Annotated in this window: 24 protein-coding genes; 21 read left to right on the top strand and 3 right to left on the bottom strand. The window is 46.2% G+C overall.

The window, feature by feature from the left end:
• Nucleotides 1-150: 150 nt before the first annotated feature.
• Nucleotides 151-819, top strand: a complete 669-nt coding sequence (locus GZH47_RS31620; RefSeq protein WP_162645595.1) for a MerR family transcriptional regulator — start codon at nt 151-153, stop codon at nt 817-819.
• A 324-nt stretch (nt 820-1,143) separates the two neighbouring features.
• Here the strand turns inward: GZH47_RS31620 and GZH47_RS31625 are convergent, their stop codons facing one another.
• The 3 genes from GZH47_RS31625 to GZH47_RS31635 all read right to left on the bottom strand — a co-directional run bounded on the left by GZH47_RS31625 (nt 1,144) and on the right by GZH47_RS31635 (nt 4,642).
• On the bottom strand, nt 1,144-1,827 hold the full coding sequence (locus GZH47_RS31625; protein WP_162645596.1) for a hypothetical protein: 684 nt from the start codon (nt 1,825-1,827) through the stop codon (nt 1,144-1,146).
• A 911-nt stretch (nt 1,828-2,738) separates the two neighbouring features.
• Nucleotides 2,739-3,296 carry a hypothetical protein gene (locus GZH47_RS31630; protein WP_162645597.1) on the bottom strand — a complete coding sequence of 186 codons (558 nt, stop codon included), beginning with the start codon at nt 3,294-3,296 and terminating at the stop codon, nt 2,739-2,741.
• A gap of 38 nt (nt 3,297-3,334) precedes the next feature.
• A complete protein-coding gene (locus GZH47_RS31635) occupies nt 3,335-4,642 on the bottom strand; it encodes a ParM/StbA family protein (RefSeq protein WP_192043674.1) in 1,308 nt (435 codons plus the stop codon).
• Between the two features lie 548 nt (nt 4,643-5,190).
• Between GZH47_RS31635 and GZH47_RS31640 the strand changes: the two genes are divergently transcribed.
• The 20 genes from GZH47_RS31640 to GZH47_RS31735 all read left to right on the top strand — a co-directional run bounded on the left by GZH47_RS31640 (nt 5,191) and on the right by GZH47_RS31735 (nt 23,985).
• A complete protein-coding gene (locus GZH47_RS31640) occupies nt 5,191-6,186 on the top strand; it encodes a replication-relaxation family protein (RefSeq protein ID WP_162645598.1) in 996 nt (331 codons plus the stop codon).
• Nucleotides 6,187-6,190: 4 nt separating this feature from the next.
• On the top strand, nt 6,191-6,361 hold the full coding sequence (locus tag GZH47_RS31645; protein ID WP_162645599.1) for a hypothetical protein: 171 nt from the start codon (nt 6,191-6,193) through the stop codon (nt 6,359-6,361).
• Between the two features lie 105 nt (nt 6,362-6,466).
• Nucleotides 6,467-6,859 carry a hypothetical protein gene (locus GZH47_RS31650; protein WP_162645600.1) on the top strand — a complete coding sequence of 131 codons (393 nt, stop codon included), beginning with the start codon at nt 6,467-6,469 and terminating at the stop codon, nt 6,857-6,859.
• 15 nt (nt 6,860-6,874) lie between these two features.
• Entirely contained in the window at nt 6,875-8,008 is a 1,134-nt protein-coding gene (locus GZH47_RS31655; protein ID WP_162645601.1) for a conjugal transfer protein, read from the top strand.
• A gap of 56 nt (nt 8,009-8,064) precedes the next feature.
• The gene (locus GZH47_RS31660) at nt 8,065-8,367 is read left to right on the top strand and encodes a hypothetical protein (RefSeq protein WP_162645602.1); all 303 of its coding nucleotides are present in this window, start codon (nt 8,065-8,067) and stop codon (nt 8,365-8,367) included.
• A 3-nt stretch (nt 8,368-8,370) separates the two neighbouring features.
• Complete coding sequence (locus tag GZH47_RS31665; RefSeq protein WP_162645603.1) at nt 8,371-8,775, top strand: TcpE family conjugal transfer membrane protein; 405 nt, start codon at nt 8,371-8,373, stop codon at nt 8,773-8,775.
• 32 nt (nt 8,776-8,807) lie between these two features.
• On the top strand, nt 8,808-11,462 hold the full coding sequence (locus GZH47_RS31670; protein ID WP_162645604.1) for an ATP-binding protein: 2,655 nt from the start codon (nt 8,808-8,810) through the stop codon (nt 11,460-11,462).
• The gene (locus GZH47_RS31675; RefSeq protein ID WP_162645605.1) at nt 11,425-14,112 is read left to right on the top strand and encodes a CD3337/EF1877 family mobilome membrane protein; all 2,688 of its coding nucleotides are present in this window, start codon (nt 11,425-11,427) and stop codon (nt 14,110-14,112) included. Before GZH47_RS31670 ends, GZH47_RS31675 begins: the two co-directional genes overlap by 38 nt.
• 11 nt (nt 14,113-14,123) lie before the next feature.
• Complete coding sequence (locus GZH47_RS31680) at nt 14,124-16,064, top strand: glucosaminidase domain-containing protein (RefSeq protein WP_162645606.1); 1,941 nt, start codon at nt 14,124-14,126, stop codon at nt 16,062-16,064.
• A gap of 3 nt (nt 16,065-16,067) precedes the next feature.
• Nucleotides 16,068-16,490: a hypothetical protein gene (locus tag GZH47_RS31685; RefSeq protein WP_162645607.1), complete on the top strand. Its 423-nt coding sequence runs from the start codon at nt 16,068-16,070 to the stop codon at nt 16,488-16,490.
• A 173-nt stretch (nt 16,491-16,663) separates the two neighbouring features.
• On the top strand, nt 16,664-18,430 hold the full coding sequence (locus GZH47_RS31690; protein WP_162645608.1) for an SIR2 family protein: 1,767 nt from the start codon (nt 16,664-16,666) through the stop codon (nt 18,428-18,430).
• Nucleotides 18,431-18,744: 314 nt separating this feature from the next.
• Entirely contained in the window at nt 18,745-19,140 is a 396-nt protein-coding gene (locus GZH47_RS31695; RefSeq protein ID WP_162645609.1) for a DUF4258 domain-containing protein, read from the top strand.
• A 75-nt stretch (nt 19,141-19,215) separates the two neighbouring features.
• A complete protein-coding gene (locus GZH47_RS31700) occupies nt 19,216-19,449 on the top strand; it encodes a hypothetical protein (RefSeq protein ID WP_225446636.1) in 234 nt (77 codons plus the stop codon).
• Between the two features lie 106 nt (nt 19,450-19,555).
• Nucleotides 19,556-19,753: a hypothetical protein gene (locus GZH47_RS31705; RefSeq protein WP_162645611.1), complete on the top strand. Its 198-nt coding sequence runs from the start codon at nt 19,556-19,558 to the stop codon at nt 19,751-19,753.
• Between the two features lie 238 nt (nt 19,754-19,991).
• Nucleotides 19,992-20,276, top strand: coding sequence for a hypothetical protein (locus GZH47_RS31710; RefSeq protein ID WP_225446637.1), 285 nt, complete (start codon nt 19,992-19,994; stop codon nt 20,274-20,276).
• Between the two features lie 2 nt (nt 20,277-20,278).
• Nucleotides 20,279-20,623, top strand: a complete 345-nt coding sequence (locus GZH47_RS31715) for a hypothetical protein (protein WP_162645612.1) — start codon at nt 20,279-20,281, stop codon at nt 20,621-20,623.
• 3 nt (nt 20,624-20,626) lie between these two features.
• A complete protein-coding gene (locus GZH47_RS31720) occupies nt 20,627-21,190 on the top strand; it encodes a hypothetical protein (RefSeq protein ID WP_225446638.1) in 564 nt (187 codons plus the stop codon).
• A gap of 561 nt (nt 21,191-21,751) precedes the next feature.
• Nucleotides 21,752-22,426, top strand: a complete 675-nt coding sequence (gene radC, locus GZH47_RS31725) for a RadC family protein (protein WP_162645613.1) — start codon at nt 21,752-21,754, stop codon at nt 22,424-22,426.
• Nucleotides 22,427-22,438: 12 nt separating this feature from the next.
• Nucleotides 22,439-22,930 carry an AAA family ATPase gene (locus GZH47_RS31730; protein ID WP_162645614.1) on the top strand — a complete coding sequence of 164 codons (492 nt, stop codon included), beginning with the start codon at nt 22,439-22,441 and terminating at the stop codon, nt 22,928-22,930.
• 14 nt (nt 22,931-22,944) lie between these two features.
• Entirely contained in the window at nt 22,945-23,985 is a 1,041-nt protein-coding gene (locus GZH47_RS31735; protein WP_162645615.1) for a hypothetical protein, read from the top strand.
• The last annotated feature ends 141 nt before the right edge of the window (nt 23,986-24,126 follow it).

Consider the following 24,126-nt stretch of genomic DNA (forward strand, 5'->3'; position numbering starts at 1 on the left):
TATGAAGTAGGCACTTTAGCAATTATCTCGCCTGTTGTCGACTACATGTCGTGACTTTCTTCAGGGTTTTGTGTATGATTGGCGTACAAGTACCCTACAAGTAGACTACGTACCACTTGATGTCAACAATATATAGAGGAGGCGAACGTATTGGAGCTTGAGAAAGCGTGGAAAATCTCCGAATTTGCAAAGTTAATAGAAGGAAACCACCACAACACTATTAATCAATGGTTTAATGCCTTAGAAGAGAAGAGGATCCATTATGTTAATCGGGTGCTTGGAGAAAAGGTATATGATCAATCGGACCTGGAGATTGCTAGATATATAAGTGAAGGAAGAGCGAAGAAGTATAATCTACAGCTGATATTCGATCAACTTCCCGATGTTTTTGAATTACGGCCATTTCCATTAGATTGGGGCACAGGGGAGGGGGGCTTAGTCGACCTCGAGGCAATTAAACGCCAAATAGAAGCTACCTTCGAGGAGAAGCTTCAGAAGGCTCAGCTAGAAATACGAGATGAGGTTGTTTCTGCTGCCACGCGACTCCTAGAAGAACATCGAAGTTTGCTTCCAGCGCCAAAGTCGAGTGAGGAGAGCCGGCTCGAGAGAATTAATGATAATATGGCTCGGATGAAGGTTGAGTGGAAGTTAGAGGAAAAAGCAATCGAAGAGTGGTCCAAGCTTCCCGATAATGAACGAATGAAACGAGCAGGGCTCTTCCGCAAAGAGGAAGACTTGGGAAAACGTTCAGAATTTATCCGCCGATACAAGCAAGAAAACATGGAAGATGCTATGAAAACTGAATATGGCGTCGAATAGGGACACACATGTTGTGTCTCTTTTTATTTTTAGAACATAAAGTGCACAATAACTACCCTTCATATGTATCACATATATTCTACATCAATACTTAGTTATAACTAAATTAATATTCATTTACATCTCAATTGAAATAAGATTTCAATCAAATACTAACTAAGATGGTCCTGATTTCTAAAATGATGGCGCGCCTTTATGTCTGAGTTAGTATTTAGTTATAACTGAATTGATATAAAATTTGTATTTAAATCTAACTTAGTTTATATTCGCTACTAACTTGAAGAAAAGCCGCCCTCTACTGGGCGGCTTAATTGTTGAATATATTCACTTTGTTCCATCGTTTTGTTCCGAATGAGAAGGGGATCCAGCTTCCGATACTCGAATGCTCGAGCTTTTGGCATCGCTAAGTTGTTGCCTCAGAGCGTCGAGCTGTTCGTAGAGCTTACGAATTGTCTCATTATTAGCAGTGTCCGAGGCAGCCTTCTCCGCGCGGAGTCGAATCTCCATTTCTAAAACAGCTTGACCTTGTGCCAGTTGAGCACGTGTCTCAGCAACTTGGGAGCGTTCAATATAACTAGCCTCTAGACGTTTGACATCTGTTGCGTGTTTATCAGCAACTTTTTCTAATGACTCACGAGCCTCAGACAATTCAAATGCCAGATGCTCTGTTTGTTTAGAAAGTCGGTTGGTGGCTGCCTCGAGCTCGATTGCCTTATCAGCTGCTTCTTTTTGCTCTGCAACGATTTTCGATAGCTCACTAATCTGTCTTTTGTAGGATTCGGCAAGCTCCTCATCTTTTTTACGTAATGCCTCGAGCTGCTTTATCGCTACATTCAAAGAGTCTCGGGATTCTAGAAGCTCGGCATTTTCTTCATTCCGAAGGTCGAGCGACTCCTTGAGGGATTTTAACTCCGCGAGAGCGCTGAACACTTCGCCAGAAGCTTGTTCCATTTTCTCGCTGTGCTGTTGCTCGAGATCCATGCGGCGGGAGTGTTCTGTTTGAATCATTGAAAGGTAGAGTTCACAGCGGCCTCTGCGCGTTGCTTCGTTGCATCGCTAACTTTATACTGCGCTAACTCAGTCTTTTTCTCAACTTCCATATGGGCGCCCCCTAACAAGTATACCATCAGTATATCCCGACATATGCGAAAGATAAACCAGAATTCATACAAATCATAACTGGTATACCGAGTTTACTAGGTATACCAGTTATGTTTGCAATAGCCTATATTTGACGGAACGTTTAGATGCCGGCAGTGGCTCCCATATGATGACCATGTATGCTGCCGCCCGCATTCACGACAAAACCTGAACCGTAATATTCTCTTCGCGCGGCAGATTGACCGAGCGTAAAGCAACGGGAAGAGAACCAGGTCCGCGCCTGAGAGAACCGTAACAACTTAGCAGCAGGGGGAGGGCAGCGATGACGTAATGCGGCAATGGATAGAAAGCACTGGCCATTGCTGGATTTAAGCGACGCAGGGCGCATTGGTACACGTGGCGAACACAACCTTCACTTGTATGACAAACTTGGAGGTCAGGCCGGCGGTTAAGTTCACCAGGCACAGCTGCTTCTCGCAGCTATCGGCTTCTGCTTAGCACTCGGCTCTCAATCACGCCTCGCCGCGTTACAAATAGGGGCGACAGCGGGTTTCGAACTAAATATCGACTCCTTGATGAGATTGACGACATCAGCACCTGCTTATGCCGAATATCGCTCCCTGGAACGCAGACAGGAAGTGGGAAGAGGAGGTCAAGTAGCAAAATTCAGCCGTCCATCGACAGTTTGCCGTTATCGGTAACGAGCAGGGGCACGCAGATCGCGGCTAAAGTTGAATTCTTCACCATCTCAATTGACGGTTCGATCGAAGAAGAGAAGAGACCCTAACAACAAGTTGTTGGGGGTCTCTTCTGGAAAATCAGTTAGCGTAAGACTTTGTAACGTCGTCACCAAAAACTTTCTTGGGTTTCTTTGGCCCCGGATGGGATGAACTCGACTGATTATCCGTCGTACCAGTAGTAGAGCTATTGCTTTCCGGCTTATTATTGACTACGTTATTTTGATTGCCGGCATCCACAATAGCTGGAGATGTTTCTTGTTGCCGATCCGATACCAGATCTGCAGCAGTTACATTCTCTTCCTTTTGATGATGAGAAGATGATGTGGGAGAGACCGATTCTATTGAAACTGGTGGATCTTCCCTTAATGCAGCCGAATGTTGAGTTACAATTCGAATACTCTCAGGCGACGAAATCACATTTATTGATTTCAGCGTTTCGACCGTCCGAAACTGCGGAATAAAATGTTGGAGGTTTCTTAAACCGTTTTCTGCGATTTCTTTCTGAATCAGATACCGTATTGAATCACTATAAACCGTCTGTAAATTAATCCAATCTAGAACGACGGTTTCTTCATCTTCTCGCAATTTCATGACTATCGGTTTACCAGGGAAAGCTTCTGTTTTTGTTTTTTTCAAAAATATCACCCCCTAGTGACTCTTCATGGTCAATTTGTTCACTGTTCTTTAGCAGCAGCTACGTATTTTTTAGTCTTTTCTGCAACAACAGGAGCAGGCGTCGTAATTGCTTGAGCTTTCAAAGCCTTATAAATATCACTTCTTACGAAGAAATCGAGTCCTTCTGCATTCAATGTAACCGCATATTTAGCTGGGACATAGAAGAGTTGAATTCTGGAATCGTCGCAAAGCTGTTTCAACTTAGGTTCGAGGTAATCACGCATCAAGATGCTGCCTCCGCCGTAAACAGGAATGATGTCGATCTCATTTGCCCCAATTTTAAGAATCTGATCGGAAATATGTTTGAGAATTTGGTTCACTTGGTTTTCACAGTGTGGTCGGAACGCCGATAAGGCTTCATTCAAAAACTTGTTTTTCTTGCCGGAATATTGGCTTCTCAGTATCTCACTGTATTGTTGACGCGAGATGGAGTTGTAGGCGTGCGGAGCAAGACTCAAAAAATCATCAATAGAATCTGCTATTGCATGTCCAACACCGTGATTTACACCGCTGCAAAAATCCTTGTCAACCGAATCTCCTTTGGTGAATGGATCGTCAAGTGTTCCATCGCCAAGGTCAACATGCAAAAGGTTTTTGCCTTCAAGGAAACTTCCGTCAGTCTCTGAGGGAAGATCATATGTTTTCGCGAAATCAGTGAACAAGTCATTCTCCCCTTGAACAGGGTTATATCCGCCTGTTCTCCAATCGCCGTTAATGTCCATTTGCAAAGCGAACACCGGCGGCGATCCTTCCTGAAGCAGGTGAACATAATCAATCTTAATTTTAACATCGATCTTCTTCGTCAAACCAAGGTGAACGGAGACTGTATGCGTGTTCTCCATGAATTTCTTCTTCATAGTATCGATATTCTTAGGTGTATGTTGTTTTACTGGGAGCGCGGCTGCCATATCGACAGTCAAATCAATCTCGCTGACATTCGGATCTTCCGCATGAGCTTGTGCAACTGCTTGTGCTGCAAGTATGGCAAGTGTATTTACATAAGGAACTTCTTGATCGGATTTGGCATTATTACCTTTAACATATAAGTTCGTGACATTTTCACCGAATGTCTTCAGAGCATATGTACCAACCGCATACATATTTGTCCTTGCAGCTCCAGAGATGATCGAAACAACGATATTCTCGTAAATGTTCGAGAGATTCTTCTGCACATCTAAATCATCATCGGCCCAAGGGTTCTTCCCGGTTATTGCAAATACATTTGGTTGAACGATCAAAACGCCATTAACGTAAGCATCCAGCTCAGAGTTACCAAGATCAATTGCTGCGTTAGAGTGAAGTTTCATTCTTTTTCCTCCCGAGGATAATATATCATTCTACGAAAATTGTAGTACTTTTTATAACGGGAGTCAAATTGAATTATAATGAAGTTTGTATTTAGTTATAACTTAGTTAATATCCCTAAAACAGATTCCACCCCTTCCTCCAGGATTTTTTTCTTCGATTTGCTATCTATGTCACGGTCATAATTCCACAATTCCACTTTTCCGGAAGATCCGATGCCGTTTTACCGCCATTTATACTGAGTTCAAAATGGGCAAGAGAGAAGGCCATATTTTTTTTATTCACAGCGCATTTTTATGATGTTTTTATGTGTTTCAACATTTGCAAAGTGATTAAATTAAGATATGCTATTTAATAAGTCGCGGCCATGTCTCTACGTTTGAAGTTTTATCGTGTAGAACATTGCTAACGCAATTCGTTTGAGATTCCTCGAAAATGCAGATGTACCAAGGAATCGCCCAATTTTCGAATTCGCGACTAATACGGATTTTTGGCGTTCTTGGAATCTTGCTTCCGTCGCCATGTCTAGTTCGAGAGGAGTGGAGGCCCCTTGAAGGGGAGTTTAGAGCATGTTCCGGCAAGTGGAGAATCTAAAAAGAAAAAAGGACGCACGTCCTCTGAAGCATCATTTGGCGCTGTTGTGGATCGGCTTAGTTCAAGAGATTGGCGCTTCTTGATTGATCTCTACATTTGCAGGTGTATGCCGATGTCTGCAATAGTTCATCACTATTTTTGGAATAACCCTGCGGAGGATCCAGGTTATGCTGCAATTCCAAAAGGTGAGCAGGAGGAATTGGACAGTAAGAATCTGAAAACTGCTAAAATCCGAGCGCAACGGAATCTCCGTGATCTTTATGCAAAAGGCGTGTTGGAGAAGTCCAATGCTCTACCTGATGAATTGGATAAAGCACCAAAACTTAGGGAGAGAGTAAGAGGGGAGACATGGTATTACTTGACCACCCGCGGCCTCCGACTGGTTGAAATAAAAATTGGGGTATTGGAGGAATCTAAACTTTCGAAGCTTGAACTTGATATGGAGAGGGCGAAGAAGGAGCATTTCTGGGAGCTGGCAAAGGTTTACCTTGAAATTAAGTACAACCAATTGGAGCAGATAGGAGCGAAGCAATTCGTTGATTGGGACTGGCATCCTTCACTATCAATCTTCGGGAACAAAGATTTGAATATCGAGGTGCGTCCAGATGCCGTTTTCAGGCTTGACGAACAAGTGTTCTTCATCGAACTTGATCGCTCAACGGAGCCAGTGCAGCGTTCTCCATTTGTCAGCGCCAAAGATCACCAGGTATCGATTGAAAATAAGCTACAGCGCTACAAGGCAGCAATGCATCATAAGGATGCACCCATTATCCAAAAGAATGGCATTATTGCGTTTATCGTCCCAGAGGCGATTTACGACGCTCGCTTGAATAACATTCGAGCCGCAGCGAAGACAGTATTTAAGGGCTTGGATACACAGGTATTCGTAGGACGCACTATTGGCGATGTATTATCGCAACGGTTTGCCGCAGCGGGGAGGAAGGATGGTTAGGCACATGAACTACGAGAGTATGATTCAGGAGCAGAAGCGGGCATATGGATTCATTAAGCTGACTAAAGATCAACTCCATATCATGAAAAGCGCTAGCGTAGCGGAAAACAAGCCAATTCCGGCTCAAGGCAGCCGTCGAAGAAAGGATCATTTACGTCTGATCAACAACAACTAGTACATTAAAATTTACCAATAGTCGTATATTAATTAGTATAGTGGTATGTTATATTATTGACTATCTAACATACTGGTTTATTTCACCCGGGGAGGAGGTGAGCGAATGAGTAAAAACAGAAAGGTCATACTCGCTAGTGTCGGTGTTCTATTAGCCTTAATCGTTGCGGTTCTGATGATTCGAGATCCGGCACCCAAGGTAAAACAGGCGACGCCTCCGAAGATTGAAACGCCGGCTCCGACGCAGAAACCCGCTCCAGTGACGACCGACAAAGACATGGACGATTCGCACCAAGTTGTCGCTGGAATCATAGATGATGCATCAAATGTTGTATCTGAGAAGGCTCCGGGCGTTTGGAAACGCATGGTTGACTATTGGAACTGGTTGATGGAGTTTGACGCCAAGTATGCAATCATACTTATAGTCGTTGGGGTGGTGGTAGTAGGGGTCATTGTCAATGGAAATAACGCAAGCAAAGGCAAGCGAAAACAACACTAGGCAGGTGAGATACGTTTGGCGTTCTTTAAAAAAAAGAATACGAGTGGTGATGATCCTTCAGAGGTGAAGACGTCCTCCAAGGTGAAGAAGGAACCAAAGCCGAAAAAGGACAAGTCAATCAAGCCGCGGGCTCCAAAAGCAATGGCCGCTAAAAAAGTGGTTCGGACATTCTTCTGGATATTTGCGAGTCTTTTGCTCTTAAAAGGCGCAATAGCCTTTGCCCAAGGTAACCGGACGATTAACCAAACAATTGTAGAGGGAAATACGACTCCGATTATCGCTGATTCAGTAAAGGGCTTCGCAGCCGATTTTGCGACTGAATACTTCACCTGGGATTCGAACTTTGTGAGCGATCGTACAACTCGACTTTCAAATTTCATTAAGGGCATTGATCCTGATATGGGGTTAAAGAATTTCGACGTTAAAGGTTCCAGCAAAGTAATATCTGCCGAAATTTACGGTACGAATCAAATTGATCAAAAGCATATCGACGTGACGGTCGTCGTTTGGCGGGATGTTCAAAAACTTCCGGATCAATTACTCGAGGCTCAGGGAAAAGCTGTCATGCCACCTGTTGTGAAAAAGAAGACCTACATGATCGTCCCCGTAACCTTGGCGGAAGAGGGGCCTGTCATCCAATCTTATCCGCGATTCGTCTCTGAGCAGCAAAGAGGGGAGACCGTTGAAGATGTTTCGACCGGAAAGCTTGTTGGTGACGAGGATCTGATCAACAAAAGCAAGGAGCTCGCTGATAGCTATCTCCGCTCTTGGTATGAGGGGAATGCAGGACAACTCCGATACTTTTACTCGGATACCGTAAAGGCGCCCGTTGTAATTCAAAAGTCGGCTTTCACTTATCAGAAAATCGATAAGGTATCGGTTTATGAGCTACCGGCTGGAATAGGAGAAGAGACAAAGTATCGTATTGAAGCTAACGTCCTCGTAAATAGCGATATTGACGAACCGTTTGCAAATTCCTGGAATCTTGAGGTCGTACAGCAGGATGGTCGTCTATATGTTCTTTCAAATGGTATTATCACTCCAACAGATGCAGTAGCCACCGCTGAGGAAACTAAGAAGGATCCCGCTCCAGTGGAATCTGAAAGTACATCAACTGACAACAAGACCATCCCCAAAACAGAAGAATAGTAGTATATCAGTTTATTAAATAACTAATATGAGAATTGAAGGGAGATTTACCACAAATGAAAAATCAAAAAGCTCAATTGGCTCTCCGTGTAGCTTTGCTTTCTTTGACTATCTTCGCTATCGTTGCACCGGCCGCATTCGCTGATACACCTGGAGCAAAACTAGGCGGCTCAATCACCTCCAACGTAAACTCGTTGATCCCGGCTGTACTTGGCTGTATCGGCCTATTCTTCCTCGTCACCCGCGACTGGTTCAAAATGTTCAGTGCATTCGGTATTACGCTGCTCGTAGCTATTTTCATGAACTGGACATGGGTTCAAGGCATTGCCACTAGACTCTACACCAGCTTCTTTGCTTAATCGATGAGCGATAAGAATGAAACACCGCGGGTCACGGTTTCAAATTATACGAGGATTTGGAATCTTGATTTTGTGATATACGCGTTAGAGGGGAAGAAGCTGCCGATCCCGGCAAACCTGAAAGTCGTCGGCATCTTCTTCGTTTGTCAATTTGTTTTCTGGATTTTAGGAAAGACCATTTTCTTCTTCCTGCCATTCTCATACAACCATATTCTGTTTCCAATCGGGGCAACATGGCTGATCGCAAAACAGAAGCTTGATGGAAAAGCGCCTCATAAATGGCTCCTTGGGATGATCTTCTATTGGATGCGCCCCAAGCGGCTTCACCGATATCGGAAATTTGAGCACATGAAGCATTATACGTACAGCAGTAAAGTGGTTTATCGCAAGGAGAGGGAGCGTGCTTAGCGCGCCCCTTTTTTTACAAGGAGGGTTAGACATTGGCACTGACTGCGAAGAAAAAAGTTAATAAAGTGAAAATTGAATTTCCCATTGCTTACTACGAAGGTAATCTAACTTTTAATCATGACAAATCCGTATGGGCCATCTACGAGATTGATGCTTTTGTTTATGATCACCTGAGCGATCAGCAAAAGATCGATAAGCTGATTTCTCATACTTCATTTCTTACACTGCTTACCGATCGGTTTCATATTCTATGGCTGCCGCGTACTCATGACATAACCGAACATCACAACCTACTTAAAGAACGCTTGCAGGGCCTCTTGAAGAATTGGGGCAAGAAATTTATCAATACAATGGATAATTATCTAAACGAGCGATACAACGCCGTATCCGGTACTAACAATGCAGATTACCGTGCATTTATAGCAGTCTACCTTCCGAAAAACGAAGCCAAGGAGCTAGTAGATCAAATTGGGACAATAGCGGGTGAAATTAAAAAACTCGTTCTTCATCCAAAGCGGAGTATTGAAAACTTTGCCGGCATTAACGAACCAGAGATTTTCGAACATGAATGGCAAGCCTACAGCATCAAAGAGAAGCAAATCTTCGACCGTCTCTCGAGAAAATTGAAGGTAGAGCGGGTTAACCATGAAAAGATCGAGTGGCTAATCAAACGTAATTTCTGGTGGGGGATCGCGGAGCCTACTCTTCGTTCTTCAGATGTCGACGGATGGAGCCCCAAGAAAACGAAAGGGCTGCGTGGTGGACTCAAAACCTTCCTATACGATTCCCGCCAGGTGCTTACACTTACAGAAGGTGATATTGATACCAGCAGCGCGCGCCGGGTGACACTTACACAGCCGCATGATGGAGAAGACAAGACAATTCACCATGCGTATCTAGCCCTCTCCGATCTTCCAGATAATATGGACCATCCTGGAAGTGAATGGCTGTATAGTGCTGCGACTCTGCCATTCCCTGTTCAAATGAGCATCAAAGTCGAGGTGTTGGAGTCTAGGGACGCTATTAAGAAGTTGAGTCGTAAGAAAATGGATATCGATAACCAAGTCAAGAACATCAACGAGGCTAACGCACAGGTCCCACTCGACCTTCAAGAGAAGCAAGAGAAGGCATTATACCTTGAGGATGAGTACAAGAAGCGCAAGAATCCAACATTCGTTACGCATGTCTCGTTTGGTCTGTACCATACCGATCTCAATATGTTGAAAAGCAATGTAAGGATTTTTCAAGATCATTTCCGTGACATGGGGAATATTCAAATCGAATTACCCGCGGGTGACCAGTGGCTCTTATTTAATGACTTTATCCCGGGCTCTCCCCGGTATGTTTCGGATTATATCCAGAGGATCCCGCCAGAAACGCTTGCCGCCGGCATGATCGGTGCGACTCAAGACCTTGGTGATGGTAAAGGCCTGTATATTGGCACAACAGGCTCACTCCAAAACCCGGTATATGTGGACCTTCGACATGCTAGCCAAATTAATCGCTCACCTTCCTTTAGCATTACGGGTACACTCGGGGGCGGCAAGTCAGTACTTATGAATCTGCTCGGCTATCACAACTCGATAAGTGGCGGCAAAACACTGATGTTCGATCCGAAGGGTGAACGTTCCCATTGGCCGGACATGCTGCCTGAGCTTAAAGGACAAATTCAAGTTGCAACCCTTTCCTCGGCGCCGGCTGATATCGGTAAATTGGATCCATTCGTCATGCTTAAGAATATCGAGGATGCCAAGGAAGCTGCTATGGATATCCTTGCATATCTCAGCTCCGTTAAAACGGATACGATTGGATACAGTTACATCTCCCAATCAGTCATACGTGTTGCATCCGAGCCTAAACCATATCTCACGAAATGCATTCACGTACTCCGAGAGATGGGGGAGACCCGACAAGAGGCAGCGGTTATCGCAGAGGTACTAAATAGCTTTGCGGACCTATCATTCGCGAAACTCCTCTTCGGTAATGGCGAACAAAAGTCGATCAACATGGATTATGCCATGAACATTCTTCAGGTTCAGAACTTGAAAATGCCGCCTGTTGAGAAATCCCCAGCAAACTATTCCTTAATCGAAAAAATGTCAATTGCGACGATGTATTCCATTGGTAGCTTCATGGATTCCTTTATCTATTTCGACCGAGGAATCTTTACACTCGCTAATATGGACGAAGCGTGGGCGATCTTAGCTACTCAAATCGGTAAGGAAATGGCAAACCGCGTCATTAGGACGGGGCGCTCGCTGAACGGTGGTCTCGGTATTGCAACGCAGAATGCCACGGATATGGCCGGCGACTTGGCCGGGAATATCGGTATGAAATTTGCATTTCGCGATCAAGACACAGAGAAGATCAAGAACACCTTAGCCTATTTCGGTTTGGAGCGTACACAGGACAACATCGACCTGATTAAAAACCTTGAAAACGGCCAATGTCTCATGCAGGATATATACGGCCGTGTGGGCGTCCTATCCGTTGACGTTGTATTCCAGCATCTCTTCGATTGCTTCGATACAAGACCGCCAGAGACGACAGAAACTGAACATGATGAGGTTCAGGAAGAGAATGAATTCTCGGTGCTTGAGCGATTCGCGCAATATCAGGCGGAAGCTGCTTCAGGAGAGGAGGATACATATGGGCTTGAAGATGAAGATGAAGATTCCGAGGATTAGGATCAAGAGACCGTCCAAGCGCTTACTCTTCATCTCTAGCATCGTCATGACGCTGCTCGTTGCTTTCATCGTATCCGCAAGCCTCGTGTACGCCGATTCCATGGACGAAATGATTCCTAAAGATCAAACAACGAACACCCTGTATAACAAGTACTCAGCTTCTCATTACTCGTTCCAGACGCTTTCGCCAGATCGGAAATTTTGGCAGATCGGTGCCAAGGCTAATGATAGCGTCAGCCGAATCTATGATCAGGCGCTCTCAGGTCTTTTCTTGATTGGTGTTCAAATCACCCGCTTCTTTAATTTTATCGCTCGAGAAGCCTTTACTTTTTCCTACATGGACAGCCTTATTGATGGCGCGGCTGACATTATTCAAAGCGTATCTGGCATTAGCCATGGAACCATAGGGAACGGACTATGGAGCGGGATGTTCGGCGTATTTGCGTCCATTACGATGCTGGCTGTACTTTGGCAAATGATTCGATTCAAATTTCTCGATTCGCTACAGACCATGATTTCATTCGTAATTGCCCTGGTAGTGGCATTTGCCTTCTTCACACAAGCAGATACGTTCCTGAAGTTTCTAAATGATACGGGAAATGAAGTTGCTGCAACGATGTATGCAGGACTTGCTAAACCAGGAGGACTTAGCACCTCAACAACGACAGGTGTGCAAGCAATCAGCGAACAGGTTTGGATGGAATTGGTCATGAAGCCTTATGGTATGCTGCAGTACGATGATGCCTCCGCATACGAAACTCATCCTACTCAAATCGATAAAGTACTTAAGACAAAACCGTACTCAGACGAACGAGACGAGGCTCTAATGGCAGTTTCATCCGACTTTCCTGCTGTGCAGGATGTTCGATCAGACGAACAGATGATCGTTCTTTTATGCAACACTATTTTTGGAGCGATTATTCTTGGTCTATTAAGCTTCTGGGCTGTTGCAACCATCTATGTTCGACTAAGGCTATTAGTTCATGCGATGGTTATGGCGGTTACGCTTCTCGGTTCCTTATTGCCGGGGAGGGAAGCGGGAATTTCTGTCGTCCGATCGCAATTCCTCAAATTAATCGGGCTTATGCTTATGTGCGTATTCACAATGTTCTTTTTGGACCTATCATTGGTGGTCGGACACATGACCTATAACCTGGTTGCAGTTAAGGCAAAAGCAGGTTGGTTTACCGGTATGCTTCTTGAAGCCATCATGATCTTTGTGGTCTTCAAATACAAAGACGAAATTGGATCCGTCTTTGCCAAGGCCGCTGGCCATATCCCGATGCCTGCAAAAGCCAAGTCTACGGTGCTGGATGCTGTACAGCGCAATGTGACCCGCTCCCTTTATAACAAAGGGATGACTGCAGTAAGTGGTATGTTCAATAAACAGCAAACCGAAGGCGTACCAAATACGTTCAATCCAAGCGCCTTGTCCAAGTCTAGCGACAATATGAACGATGCGACAACGGCTAGCATGCAGCTGCGATATCAGCGGGAGAAAGAAGCATCTGAGCAGCTAGCCACCGAAACCGGTCAGCCTGTTCAGTACACTCCATATGTAGCCAAGGTCCACGAGAATCTTCGAAACGGAACGAAGAATCCATTCCGCGGTATGGATAAGGAGTGGAAAGAAGAGAAGGGCCGGCTCTCCGATGTTCAGAAGGATGGGGGCGACGTCCGCCAAGCCATCCTCTCGCAGGGCATTAGCGAGGACATGAACGATCAACAAGTCGCCGCGACGATTTACTCCAACGAGAACGCCATTCGTCAAGCATCCACGTTCATGGTCAATCGTCCGAAATCCGCCGTCAGCCAGCTGCAACGTGCGGGTACCCTTAATAAAAACCGCAAGCTCGAGACGAGCGTCAACGACTTTGTCATGGTCGAGCTGTTCCAACGCTACAGGGTGGAATACAAAACGGCGATCGATACCTCGGCAGCGACCGGAGAGCCCGTCAAACATTCCGAATTCGTCAAGAAAATGGACGAACGTTTCAAAGGTGCTGGCCTGACGAATACGAATCAAATCAACCAAACGATGACCACCCGCAGAGGCCGAATCACTTATGCATCACAGTTTGAGTCAATGCCAGAGTTTGGGAAGAAGAAAGGTGACTTGCTTCGGGCGAACGAAGCGTTCCGGAAGGCAACGGGAACTATCGAGGAGGTGCGTCCTCCTGTAGCTCCTATCAACACTTCCGTTCCTCTTAACACCGCATCTATCATAAAGAACGCTCCGGCGCTGCCTACTGCATCCTCGAAGCGGGAAGTCCCGATCGTACTTACAACCACGCCGGTTGTGCAAAGCGAAGTCGATATGAGCCGCGTAAAGCTGCCTAATGAGCTGAAGAATAACATGAACGCGGCTAAAGATAAGCTTTCAAAATCCGCATCGGTGGACATTGGGGATCGTCTGGAAGTCAACACCGAGACCAATGTTCAAGTGTTCACGACATTGAAGCAGCGCGTATCACATGAAGTATCGACGGATTTGTCCAAACTTGACCAAGAGCTTAAGGTCATGAAGCGGGCTAATGGCACTAAACTGCAAGAAGCGACGGTTAATGCGAGTACGAATAGCGTCGTTAAGAAAAACACGCAAACGGCGCAGCAAACCAGAAAGAAACAGCAGCGCCCAACTGTGGAATAGGGGGCTGAACGATGGCCTCTCTTAAATTACCGTTCCTAGACATGAAAAATGCTAAGGGAGCCATGAAGGATCAGCTCAAGAAGGAAGCCATGAGGCAGATCAAGAATAAGCTCCGATCCGCCTTCATGAACCATTTAGCCGCTTTATGGTGGGTTTATGCCATTATTCTGGGTGTCTTTATCTTCTTCTACTTCATAGCAGCTGTAATCTCTTCTGGCCAGTCGCTAGCTGCTAGTGCAACCCTTACGGAGAAGTTCCTGCCTCCGCAGATTTATAAGCAGGATTTAGAAAGTATCATCACCGATGGGTTTGGCGAGAGAGTTCATCCGGTTACCAGTGAAGAAAGTTTCCATACGGGAATTGATATTGGTGTGCCAGTAGGCACGCCAGTATCAAGCTCTCAAGATGGGATCGTAAAGACCGTTTTCTATCCGAAAGTTTCCGATTCGGACACTTCAAAAAGTGCCGGCATTAACGTAGCTATCGAGAGTACGGATGAGGAGATGCCCGGCACGACGCGTTACCTGCATTTAAGCAATTCTTTTGTCGGCCCAGGACAAACCGTAAAAAAAGGGCAAATTATCGGATTGTCAGGAAATACAGGCAGAACGACCGGGCCGCATCTTCATTATGAGTACCTTCCGGATGGAAAAGAGGCAACCGATCCTTCACCGTACGTGCTCTTTATGAGCAAAATAACCGATATCGCAAGTGAAGCTGCTTTCGATGCCTTTGGCGATGTGAACTTCTCTGAAATGAACGGATATGACTATAAGACAAACCCGCTCCTTTATATCAGCAATGTCTATGTTGAGTCTGCTGCGCCGGCATTCAGCGAAACAGGCACCATCTACACCAGAGATATGAATACAGGAACGATTCTCGGGTCTGGCGCCGGGGGTGGGGGAGGCGGAGGAGGCGTAGGCCCTGTTATTAGTGTTCCCTCGACTGTAGGTGTCCTGCATAGTTCATTTTTCATTAAGTGGGCGCTATATGCGATGGAGACCGAGAAGCGAACGGGGATTAAAGCCAGCGTGACACTCGCCCAAATGGCGCTCGAGTCAGCCTGGGGGAACGTCGACATCTGTAATAATGTGTTCGGCATCAAGGCTAATCGGTCATGGAAGGGCCCAGTTTGCTATGCAGGAACAAGCGAACAAGATGAGAACGGATCCTATCATATCAATGCGGGTTTCCGCGCATATCCAAGCTACGCAGCATCCTTTGATGACCACGCGCAGTTCTTAATTGAAAATCAGCGCTATAATGTCACCCGCTCCAAGAAGAATCCTTTTGAGTGGGCAAACGAGCTGCAGCGAGCAACGTATGCAACCGACTGGCAATATGCCAACAAGCTGAAGAGCCTTATGATGAATGATAACTTAATGAGCCTAGATCAGGACCGCGGCATCGATCCAGAAACTGGAGAACCATGGAAGGATGTTCCGTATGATGGCTATGTCCCAGCTCCACCATCTACTCCTTCTAAACCGACAACGCCTTCAAAGCCGGAAACGCCTGCTAAAGAGAATATGTCGGAATCAATCACCATCACTTTCGGGATCGAGCAGCTCTATGGTACCTACGGGCGTCAAGTTCACCGCACCAAGGTAACAAAGCCGAAACCACCAAAGACGGGTACGAGCTCAAGCACCGGTTCGACATCGGTCACAGGCACTTCGACAGGCGGTATTGGCACTGGATCCACAAACGAAGATAGCGAAGAAACCGAGGAGCAAGTCTCCTATACGAATTTAACCGATCCATACACCGGAAAACCCGTCATAAATTTGGAAAACTACAAAAACGTGGTACAATTTTATTCAGGAGAACTCCAGGCGCCGAGCATTTACGTGAAGGACCTTCCGGACGCCATTTCGGTTACGCTAGAATCGAGTTCTTCTGATGACCTTCATGTATCGCATGTCGAATTTGTAAAGGGGCAATATTAAAATATGAACGCTCAGATGGTGGAGAACCTTTTCGTAGAGTCGTACTTGATGATGAATTTAGAGATTACTTTTAGTGGAGTTCGCGCATGGTTTGAAATGGCAGATGTCCATATGGACGATGCAACTCTTTTTAGAAATCTGCTGTTCCCCGAACACATCGCCAGCGAGAAGCAAGCAGAAATGGCTAGAATCGTGGTTTATCGCTACGAGGACGTCTTTTTCCAAATACACAGAGTGGACGATTCTGAGGAAGAAATACACCCTCTGTGTGATGTGGAAGAACCGGTTCACCAGCTTCTCCTCCGCATGATGCATACCCGACAAATGCAAGGAATAGATAATGCCATTATTGATCTTGGAGTTATTCTACAAAAAGATAAGGTCAGCGAGGATCCTATCTTCGCTTCTCTTCATGGTGTTTTTTAGGTATTGAAAAGTCCGGCTGCCCAAAATGGGAGCCGGATTTTTCATTCCTGGTCCATGATTGAACTAATATCGATGATAGTTTTCTAAAGAACAACAGGTAATTGATTTCCATATAGAGAAATAAAATGACGGTCCAATATACTTTTATTCGTAAATTCTAGGAGGAGAACCCCTTGATCGATCCAATAACAACGCTTTCGTTTTCGATTTATTCAAACCCAGATGTTTATGCTGTTCTCCTTGGCAGCGGTATTTCTAGAGATGCAAGAATTCCAACGGGTTGGGAGATCGTCCTTGATTTGTGCCGGCGTATCGCAGCCGCGCAAGGTAATTTTGAAGAGGAAAGTCCTGCTGAATGGTATGAAAAATTATATGGGCATGCACCGAAGTATGATGCTTTGCTTGAACTCTTGTGCAAAACTCCTGACGAACGCCAAGCTTTGCTTCAATCGTATTTCATTCCAACTGAAAGCGAAATGGAGGAAGGTATAAAGCTACCAACGCCTGCCCATCGCGCACTTGCCTCTCTCGTCAAACTCGGTTTTATTCGAATCATTTTAACAACGAACTTCGATCGATTAATGGAGACAGCCCTTCAGGATGAAGGCGTAGATTTTGATGTTGCATCATCTCCGGAGGCAATTCGAGGAAATCGCCCATTCGTTCATACCAGGTGTACGATCTATAAGCTTCATGGAGATTTTAAAGATCCACGAATCCTGAATACGCCTGATGAATTAGCGAATTATTCGCAGGAGCAGAATCAATTACTTGACCGTGTTTTAGATGAATTCGGTCTCATTATTGTTGGTTGGTCCGGGGAGTGGGACGTTGCGCTACGAGCAGCCATGCTTCGTACGGTTAGTCGCAGATATTCCTGGTATTGGCTTGCCGTCGGCAGCGTAAGGGATGGCGCGAAAGAACTGATAGCGCATCGCCGTGCAGAAGTAATCAATATTGAAGGAGCGAGCTCCTTTATCACTCAACTTTGCACAAGAGTTGAAGGAATGAACGTTTCAAATACAATTCATCCTTACACTACGGATGCTGTCGTAGGTATGGTTAAACAATTTTTGCGACGTGGAGATTGGATTAAGCTTGAAGAATATTTTATCTCCGAGAGCAATGCCCTTCGTGAAAAGATGCTGATGTTGCCTCAATACGGTAATGCGGAAGATTTCAAACAGAACCTACAAACCCTTACATCAATCTCTACTCCGTTGGTCGCAAGTTTGTTAACGTTAAGCTATTACTCAAGGAATGATGAGCGGTTATTTCCAATCTATGAAAAAACCGTCCGTCGTTTGACCACTATACCGGCAGCGGGCGGATCGGTAATCATACTTCAGTTGTTAAAATACCCCGCCCTGCTATGCATGTATGCAGCTGGTATTTCAGCTGTCGTTCAGCAAAACTATAGTTTGTTGCGCAATATTTTAATAATGCCTATTGTAGATCGACACCGACAACGAACAGATTTTTTTATAAAACAAATTTCAACACGATCGGTATTTCCCGCTCCTCTTAATATTCCAAGACCAAATGCTAATGAATATACCGCCGCAAACAACCATCTTTATGATGTCTTGAAACCACTGTTTTCGCATATTCTTCCGACAAATGAAGAGTTTGCTGATGCTTTCAATATTTTTGAGATTCTATCTTCGTTATTCTATACCATTGAGGATCGGCGGAGAACGGGGACGGATTCATTCATTGCCGGCCGCTTTGGTTGGGACGACGATGCTACCCAAATGATAAATCATTTTTTTCATGATGGAAGTAAAGAGAATTTAGAATGGCCAGTCCTAACTCAATTCTTTAAATTGACTGTTGACGAGTTTAAGGAGCACCTCACTTTGTATGAGCAATTATTTGAGCGAGCCACAGCATCCTGGGGTTATGAGAGTTTAAACTTGTCACAGCATTATCAAGGTTAGAAACTTACGCTCGCCCCTGGTATCCAAGGGCGAGTGTTTAATGAGATTAAAGTAAATGGAAGGCGGCACTACCGGGGCATATATGGAACGATTGCCCAGATTTATATTTTAGAGTATAATCGGAGTATTACGATTAACCATTACTATTTCTTCGCCGATCCTATTTTTAGCGAAGACGGAGCGTTGTCGTTAGACAACTATTGGAAGATGCCTAGGGATTAGAAGAGCAAGCCTTTTTTGGCTATGCCCTTTTTTTATTCCCTGGGCTTTTTTGCGTTTATTTACTATTACTCGCAAAGGGGGGATATTGGAAGATGAACTATCGTCAGGACAACTGGCCTTACGAGCTGGATTGTATTCGCAAAGGCATAACAGGAGAAGAAGGTTACTTAACTGACATCTCGAGACACTACACGGACGATCGTCTTGAAATGCGTGGCTTTGACCGTACGGACATTGCTTGCGCTATTCTGACCGGAATCATCGTTGAAGGATACTCTCCAGAGGCTAATCGAGTGCGTAGTTCGCGTTCTTCTGGTCTCGTAGCCCCTTCGCGGTGTATTCTCGGCAGGAGCTTAAAAGGCGAATGGTTCATTGTCGTTGTCGGGCTCGTCAGCACGAGAAATTTTCATGTAATTACCTGCACGCAGACGTCTTACCGACATCAGCAGATGATTGCAAAATTGGAAAATAATTTGGGAGAACAATAATTCGATGGTACAATGTTGTCATGAGGAGCTGATTTCATGACGCATTGTGACCGGTGTAAAGGGGAGTATCAGCATATGATGACGACGGAGGTTGTCTCCTTCGATGGAGGTATTCTGAATGTTATCGACGTCCCATCTCGGAAATGCGAATGCGAAACGCTTATCGCTCTTGGCGATGGTGTAATCGTGGACGGATACAAGGGGATGCTTGAGAAGAACGGAATCATCGGTGCGGTCACCGTATCGCTCGGAAAGCTGAAGGAACGGTTTGGGCCGATGGATTTCATCCGTCCGCAAATCCAATCCTAGCTGCGGGAGGCAATTCGAATACATATGTGGGAGAGAATGATTTGCAGCTTAGCAGCCGCAGATTTGTTCTCTCTTTTCATTAGGATCCTAAAAGGAGGAGAGCGCCATGTCTACCACGATCACTCGTCATTACATGGGTGGTACGCTTGTGATTTCGGATGTGCCTTTACCGGAGGGAAATACGGAGATTTCTGCAGAGGATCAACAGCTGATCGACAAGTACGTTCATGTATTGGATGAGCTGCATATTCTCGGCGATATCGACGTCGCCTTTTATGAGGTAAAGAGCAAGTTCAGCTCTTAAGCGGAGCGGGAGCCTCATACGGCTGGAGGTAATTCGTAATAGAAAGGGATGAAGAACGATGCCACGACCTTCCAAGAAGGAGACGGTTTTTTTGTACGTCTGCTATGTAGTTGGTGCATTAATCATGCTTGACCGATTCTTAATTTTCGGTCAATGACGGTTCATACATTCCAGGGACGACCATTAGAAGATGCTGCCAGCATCTTCTTTTTTTATGCCCAAACAGGAGGTAATTCGGATGATCAAAAAGGTTTCGATCCAGCTTAACCAACAACCCATATGCGGTGGCCATGCTCTTGTTGAAAAGGATGGCGAACTGGACACCATTTACTTTGATGTCGTGAAGACAATTCCGCTCAGAGTCATTGTTGCCGGCCGCGGGAAGCGGGTTACGGAAAAAGATGCGGACATGTACGAGAAAGAACTACTCATTCTCTTTCAGAAGCATGCTGTTTCCGAAAAGCTGAGTGTTGTTGTCCCCGTGACGACCAAACAAAAACGAACCCGAAAGGTGGCAATTTGAATATGAAACCAACCACGCAAAAAGAGGTATGCTTGCTTCTTAATCTTGGCGGATTCGAATCTCGGATGACCGAAAATCTCGAAATCGCTCAGGGGCTCGGAAAGGTCCTCTACTCCTTGACTGGCGATGGCCTTGTTAAGGTGGAAGCGGGTGCGCACATCGTTCCTGTCAATGTCCTATCGCTCTCGCCGGCGGAACTATTCGTTTGGTCCTCGATGATCAACGAGCAGCTGCAGGCGGAAGGCTTCACACCTGATGAAGCGATTATTCTATGCGCAGGAAAGAATTACCGCGGCTCTCTCCCACTTGGCACGGCCATTGCGCAAGGCATCAGCCTGGGGGCCTAAACGATGCGGCTACGATCGATTGCATTCAAATGGACGGTGGAGGTTCCGCTCGAAGGAATACTCCCTGCATTAGGGCAGATCGGGCTATCCCCGGATCGGACGAAGCGGCATATCTGGTCCCGCTCCATCGGTGATCATCAACTGCTCGTTGAGTACAGGCCCAACATGAGTACCAAAGAACGTTCGTTCTTCTGGCTTCGGTGGGAGAGTTCTACGGGAGCGGTTGATCCAGGCGGGTTAGACCGAATTCTCGCGGATTGGTTTTTTACAACTAGCCAATACGCAGAGACCACGGTCAACTGGCTGCAGGCGTTTATCGATCAGCTCGACTTCCGGCCACTTCACGGTTACAAGGAGTCTTCGCCGAAGATTTGGTCGAAAGAGGAGAAGGGGCATCATTTTTCTTTCTATCCCGTGAAGGACTTATACTATTTCGAAGTCCGTAATCGGGAGGTAAAGAAAGCGATCCAGCACCAGAAATTCTCTCTCTGGCTCGACGAGCTGAAGCATAATCTGCTCGGCTACGAGCGGCCGGACGACCAAATCTCGTTCGATATGGTTGGTTAGAGGAGGTTCCAGGTAACTAAGCATGACTGCGTGGGCGCGGCTCCCACACGACGGTTAGTATTCCGTTTTTCTAAGCCGAAGGGGTAATTCGTAGGTTTACCAAAAAACCATTATGTGAGGAGGAAGCCCCTCTGCCATTCGGCGCGGGGGTGACCCCCGCAGCGTGGCATGGGCGATATCGTATGAGCAAAATTCAAATGATGCAAGCAGAACGCAAGATCAAGGCGCTTCAGGCGCTCAAGAAACACACGGTCGTGGGTAAGCTGCTGTCTCGTTAAGCGATTGGGGTAATTCGAAGGTTAACCACAAAACCACTATGTGAGGAGGAAGCCCCTCTGCCATTCGGCGCGGGGTGACCCCCGCAGCGTGGCATGGGCGACATACGTATGAAAGAACAATACATGAGCAAGATCCACTTGATGAAGGTATCCTTTCAACAACAAAGACGCCAGGCGTTGAAAAAAAACACTGTCGTCGGCAAGTTGTTGTCTCGATAAGGCTGGACGGGGACGCGAAATGCGTCCCTTTTCATTTTCATACCATCATCAAGGAGGAATTGGAATGTCAGTAAAGGAGCTAAACGCATTTGCCGTTCGGGAGATCCGCAATAACTACTACTTGACCGGTCAAGTAAAATCCTTATCCACTCGCGACCTCATTGTGCTCTTGATGGAGCCTGTTACAAGCAGTCGATCATTGTCTTTGCTTGCTGACGAATTGCTCCAACATGGCTTGCGTGACCTATCCGAGCTTTCCGAGTATGAACTGTCTTTCCGCTATGGGCTAGATGAACGCCAAAGCTTCTTCTTGGCTTCACTGCTCGAGCTAGGCCGCAGGCAGTACTTCTCTCGAAAGGAAGATCGGGTAATCATTCGATCGGCCGGCGACGTCGCGGACTTGATGATGGATATGTGTTTTTTAGAAAAAGAGCACTTTGTCTGCTTGTTCCTAGACACGAAGAATCATGTGATCGCCAAAGAGACGATTTCAATCGGCACTCTTGATGCGGCCCTCGTGCATCCTCGGGAGGTATTCCGCGCTGCTATTCGGCATGGATCCTCAACTATCGTAGCGGTGCATAATCATCCGTCCGGAATTCCCACGCCTTCTCAAGAAGATATTCATTTGACGAAGCGGCTTTGTGAAGCCGGGGAACTTGTCGGAATCGGGCTAAGTGATCACATCATTATCGGGGATAGGGTACACAGCAGTCTTCGTGAACTCGGCCATTTCTAGGAGGTCATTCGAATGAATGTTCTCAGTACTGAAATCTCCGGCTTTAAGCTGCATCGATCGATGAGATCGTTCACGTTCGGTAAAGTGAATCGCATTGGCGGAGGGAACAGGAAAGGGAAGACGACCATATCCGAAGCCATCGCGTGGTGCTTCTATGGCTGCGATTTGACAGGCAAGACGAAGGAAGTCTTCGACCGATTGAAGAACACGCAGGCTAAAGAAACGAAGGTTCGAATCGACGTCGAGCTGCCGCAGCGTGACGGCTCGATTGTCCTTTTCGAATTCTGCCGGATCCGTAAAGGAAAGGTCACATCACTTTTTCTAGATGGACAAGCATCCAAGCAGGCAGAATTCGATTCGCTTCTTGGTCCGATGGAACCATTCCTCAGCATCTTCATTCCAGGGTATTTCGGAACGATCGCCGTATCGGAGCCGGCCAAAGCACGCAACATGCTGGTGTCGAGCTTCCGAAGCTTAATCAAACGGACGTCGTTGCGAAGCTGAATGAAGACGATCAGGTGAGAATCGAAGCGCTGGATATGGTGAATCCGGAGCATACGTTGAGAAATTTGCGAGCGGAGATCAGTGAACTCGACAAGTTTCTCGAAAACGTACAAGGGAAGATAGACTACCTGCGAATCAGCAGCATGCTGGACGTCCCTATTAGAGTGGTAGAGCGAGACGAGGAGAGACTGGCTACCCTTAAGAGCGAGCTGGCGCATTCAGGCGGCAAGCCCGTTCTTCACGATCTCGCCCCGCTCCTGGAGAAAAAGGTTGGTCTGCGATTTGCATATGACGAGCGGTTTAGAGAGTTCAAAGCGCTAAAGGAGAAGCCACTGCCCCAAGCCGGCGACCGTTGTCCATCATGCAACCACGCACATACGGAAGCGGATGCGATGGCTGAGCTTTCTGCACGTAGATCCCGATTACTGGAGCTGCATCAGGAATGCGAAGCGCTAAAGGAGCAAAGGTATCAACTGGCTGCTGAAGTCGAGTGGTGTAATTCGGAAAATGCGGTGGCGACGGCTGTCTACGAGGCGGAGCGGGGGAATGCGATTGAGGCAAAACAGGCCGAGATCGATGCCCTTTCTTTAATCGTAGCTGAGCGCACGCAAAAGCTGCGGATGGCTGCGGATCTCGAACAGCAGCACGAAGTGTACGGGGAATCGGTGACGGAGCGGGACGAGAAGAAGGTCGATGTACAGGCCGTCAAAAACTTCATGCTCCAATACGCGGAAATGCAGGTCGACTACGTGAACACGTTCCTGAACTTGGCACGCATTCAATTGTTCAAGTACGTGGGTGCGACAGGCGAGCTGACACTCGACTTCACCATTTTGTATGGGGAAGAGCGAACCGAGTATAAGTCACTGAGCACGTCGGAGAAGATTCGATGCTCAATTGAAATGGCGGGGCTATTAAACCGGTTACAGAACCGATCGTACCCAGTTTATATTGACAACGCCGAATCAATTGAAGACTTCGATGCTCCGGCCACGCAGTACTTCGTTGCTTCAGTCGTTCCGAAAGCCGCTCTATTTAGCGAAATCGTAGCTTAATACATTGGAGGAAAAAAGGGGGCTGCAAACGCGGAGACCACTGAAGAACTAACGGTTTTTCAAAAGATCATCGATTTTTATATGTGAAGTCAAATAAAAAACGCAAAAAATCCGTTTAAAGCCATCTCACAGGCTGAAAAC

Source organism: Paenibacillus rhizovicinus (assembly GCF_010365285.1).
GTDB lineage: Bacteria > Bacillota > Bacilli > Paenibacillales > Paenibacillaceae > Paenibacillus_Z > Paenibacillus_Z rhizovicinus.

What these genes read in the sequence shown, in the direction of transcription:
- GZH47_RS31700 (WP_225446636.1), top strand. Translation starts at nt 19,216, where the DNA reads ATGATGACGACGGAGGTTGTCTCCTTCGATGGAGGTATTCTGAATGTT.
- GZH47_RS31650 (WP_162645600.1), top strand. Translation starts at nt 6,467, where the DNA reads ATGAGTAAAAACAGAAAGGTCATACTCGCTAGTGTCGGTGTTCTATTA.
- GZH47_RS31635 (WP_192043674.1), bottom strand. Translation starts at nt 4,642, where the DNA reads ATGAAACTTCACTCTAACGCAGCAATTGATCTTGGTAACTCTGAGCTG.
- GZH47_RS31730 (WP_162645614.1), top strand. Translation starts at nt 22,439, where the DNA reads ATGAATGTTCTCAGTACTGAAATCTCCGGCTTTAAGCTGCATCGATCG.
- GZH47_RS31695 (WP_162645609.1), top strand. Translation starts at nt 18,745, where the DNA reads ATGAACTATCGTCAGGACAACTGGCCTTACGAGCTGGATTGTATTCGC.
- GZH47_RS31715 (WP_162645612.1), top strand. Translation starts at nt 20,279, where the DNA reads ATGAAACCAACCACGCAAAAAGAGGTATGCTTGCTTCTTAATCTTGGC.
- GZH47_RS31685 (WP_162645607.1), top strand. Translation starts at nt 16,068, where the DNA reads ATGAACGCTCAGATGGTGGAGAACCTTTTCGTAGAGTCGTACTTGATG.
- GZH47_RS31660 (WP_162645602.1), top strand. Translation starts at nt 8,065, where the DNA reads ATGAAAAATCAAAAAGCTCAATTGGCTCTCCGTGTAGCTTTGCTTTCT.
- GZH47_RS31665 (WP_162645603.1), top strand. Translation starts at nt 8,371, where the DNA reads ATGAGCGATAAGAATGAAACACCGCGGGTCACGGTTTCAAATTATACG.
- GZH47_RS31720 (WP_225446638.1), top strand. Translation starts at nt 20,627, where the DNA reads ATGCGGCTACGATCGATTGCATTCAAATGGACGGTGGAGGTTCCGCTC.
- GZH47_RS31625 (WP_162645596.1), bottom strand. Translation starts at nt 1,827, where the DNA reads ATGATTCAAACAGAACACTCCCGCCGCATGGATCTCGAGCAACAGCAC.
- GZH47_RS31680 (WP_162645606.1), top strand. Translation starts at nt 14,124, where the DNA reads ATGGCCTCTCTTAAATTACCGTTCCTAGACATGAAAAATGCTAAGGGA.
- radC (WP_162645613.1), top strand. Translation starts at nt 21,752, where the DNA reads ATGTCAGTAAAGGAGCTAAACGCATTTGCCGTTCGGGAGATCCGCAAT.
- GZH47_RS31645 (WP_162645599.1), top strand. Translation starts at nt 6,191, where the DNA reads ATGAACTACGAGAGTATGATTCAGGAGCAGAAGCGGGCATATGGATTC.
- GZH47_RS31710 (WP_225446637.1), top strand. Translation starts at nt 19,992, where the DNA reads ATGATCAAAAAGGTTTCGATCCAGCTTAACCAACAACCCATATGCGGT.
- GZH47_RS31705 (WP_162645611.1), top strand. Translation starts at nt 19,556, where the DNA reads ATGTCTACCACGATCACTCGTCATTACATGGGTGGTACGCTTGTGATT.
- GZH47_RS31675 (WP_162645605.1), top strand. Translation starts at nt 11,425, where the DNA reads ATGGGCTTGAAGATGAAGATGAAGATTCCGAGGATTAGGATCAAGAGA.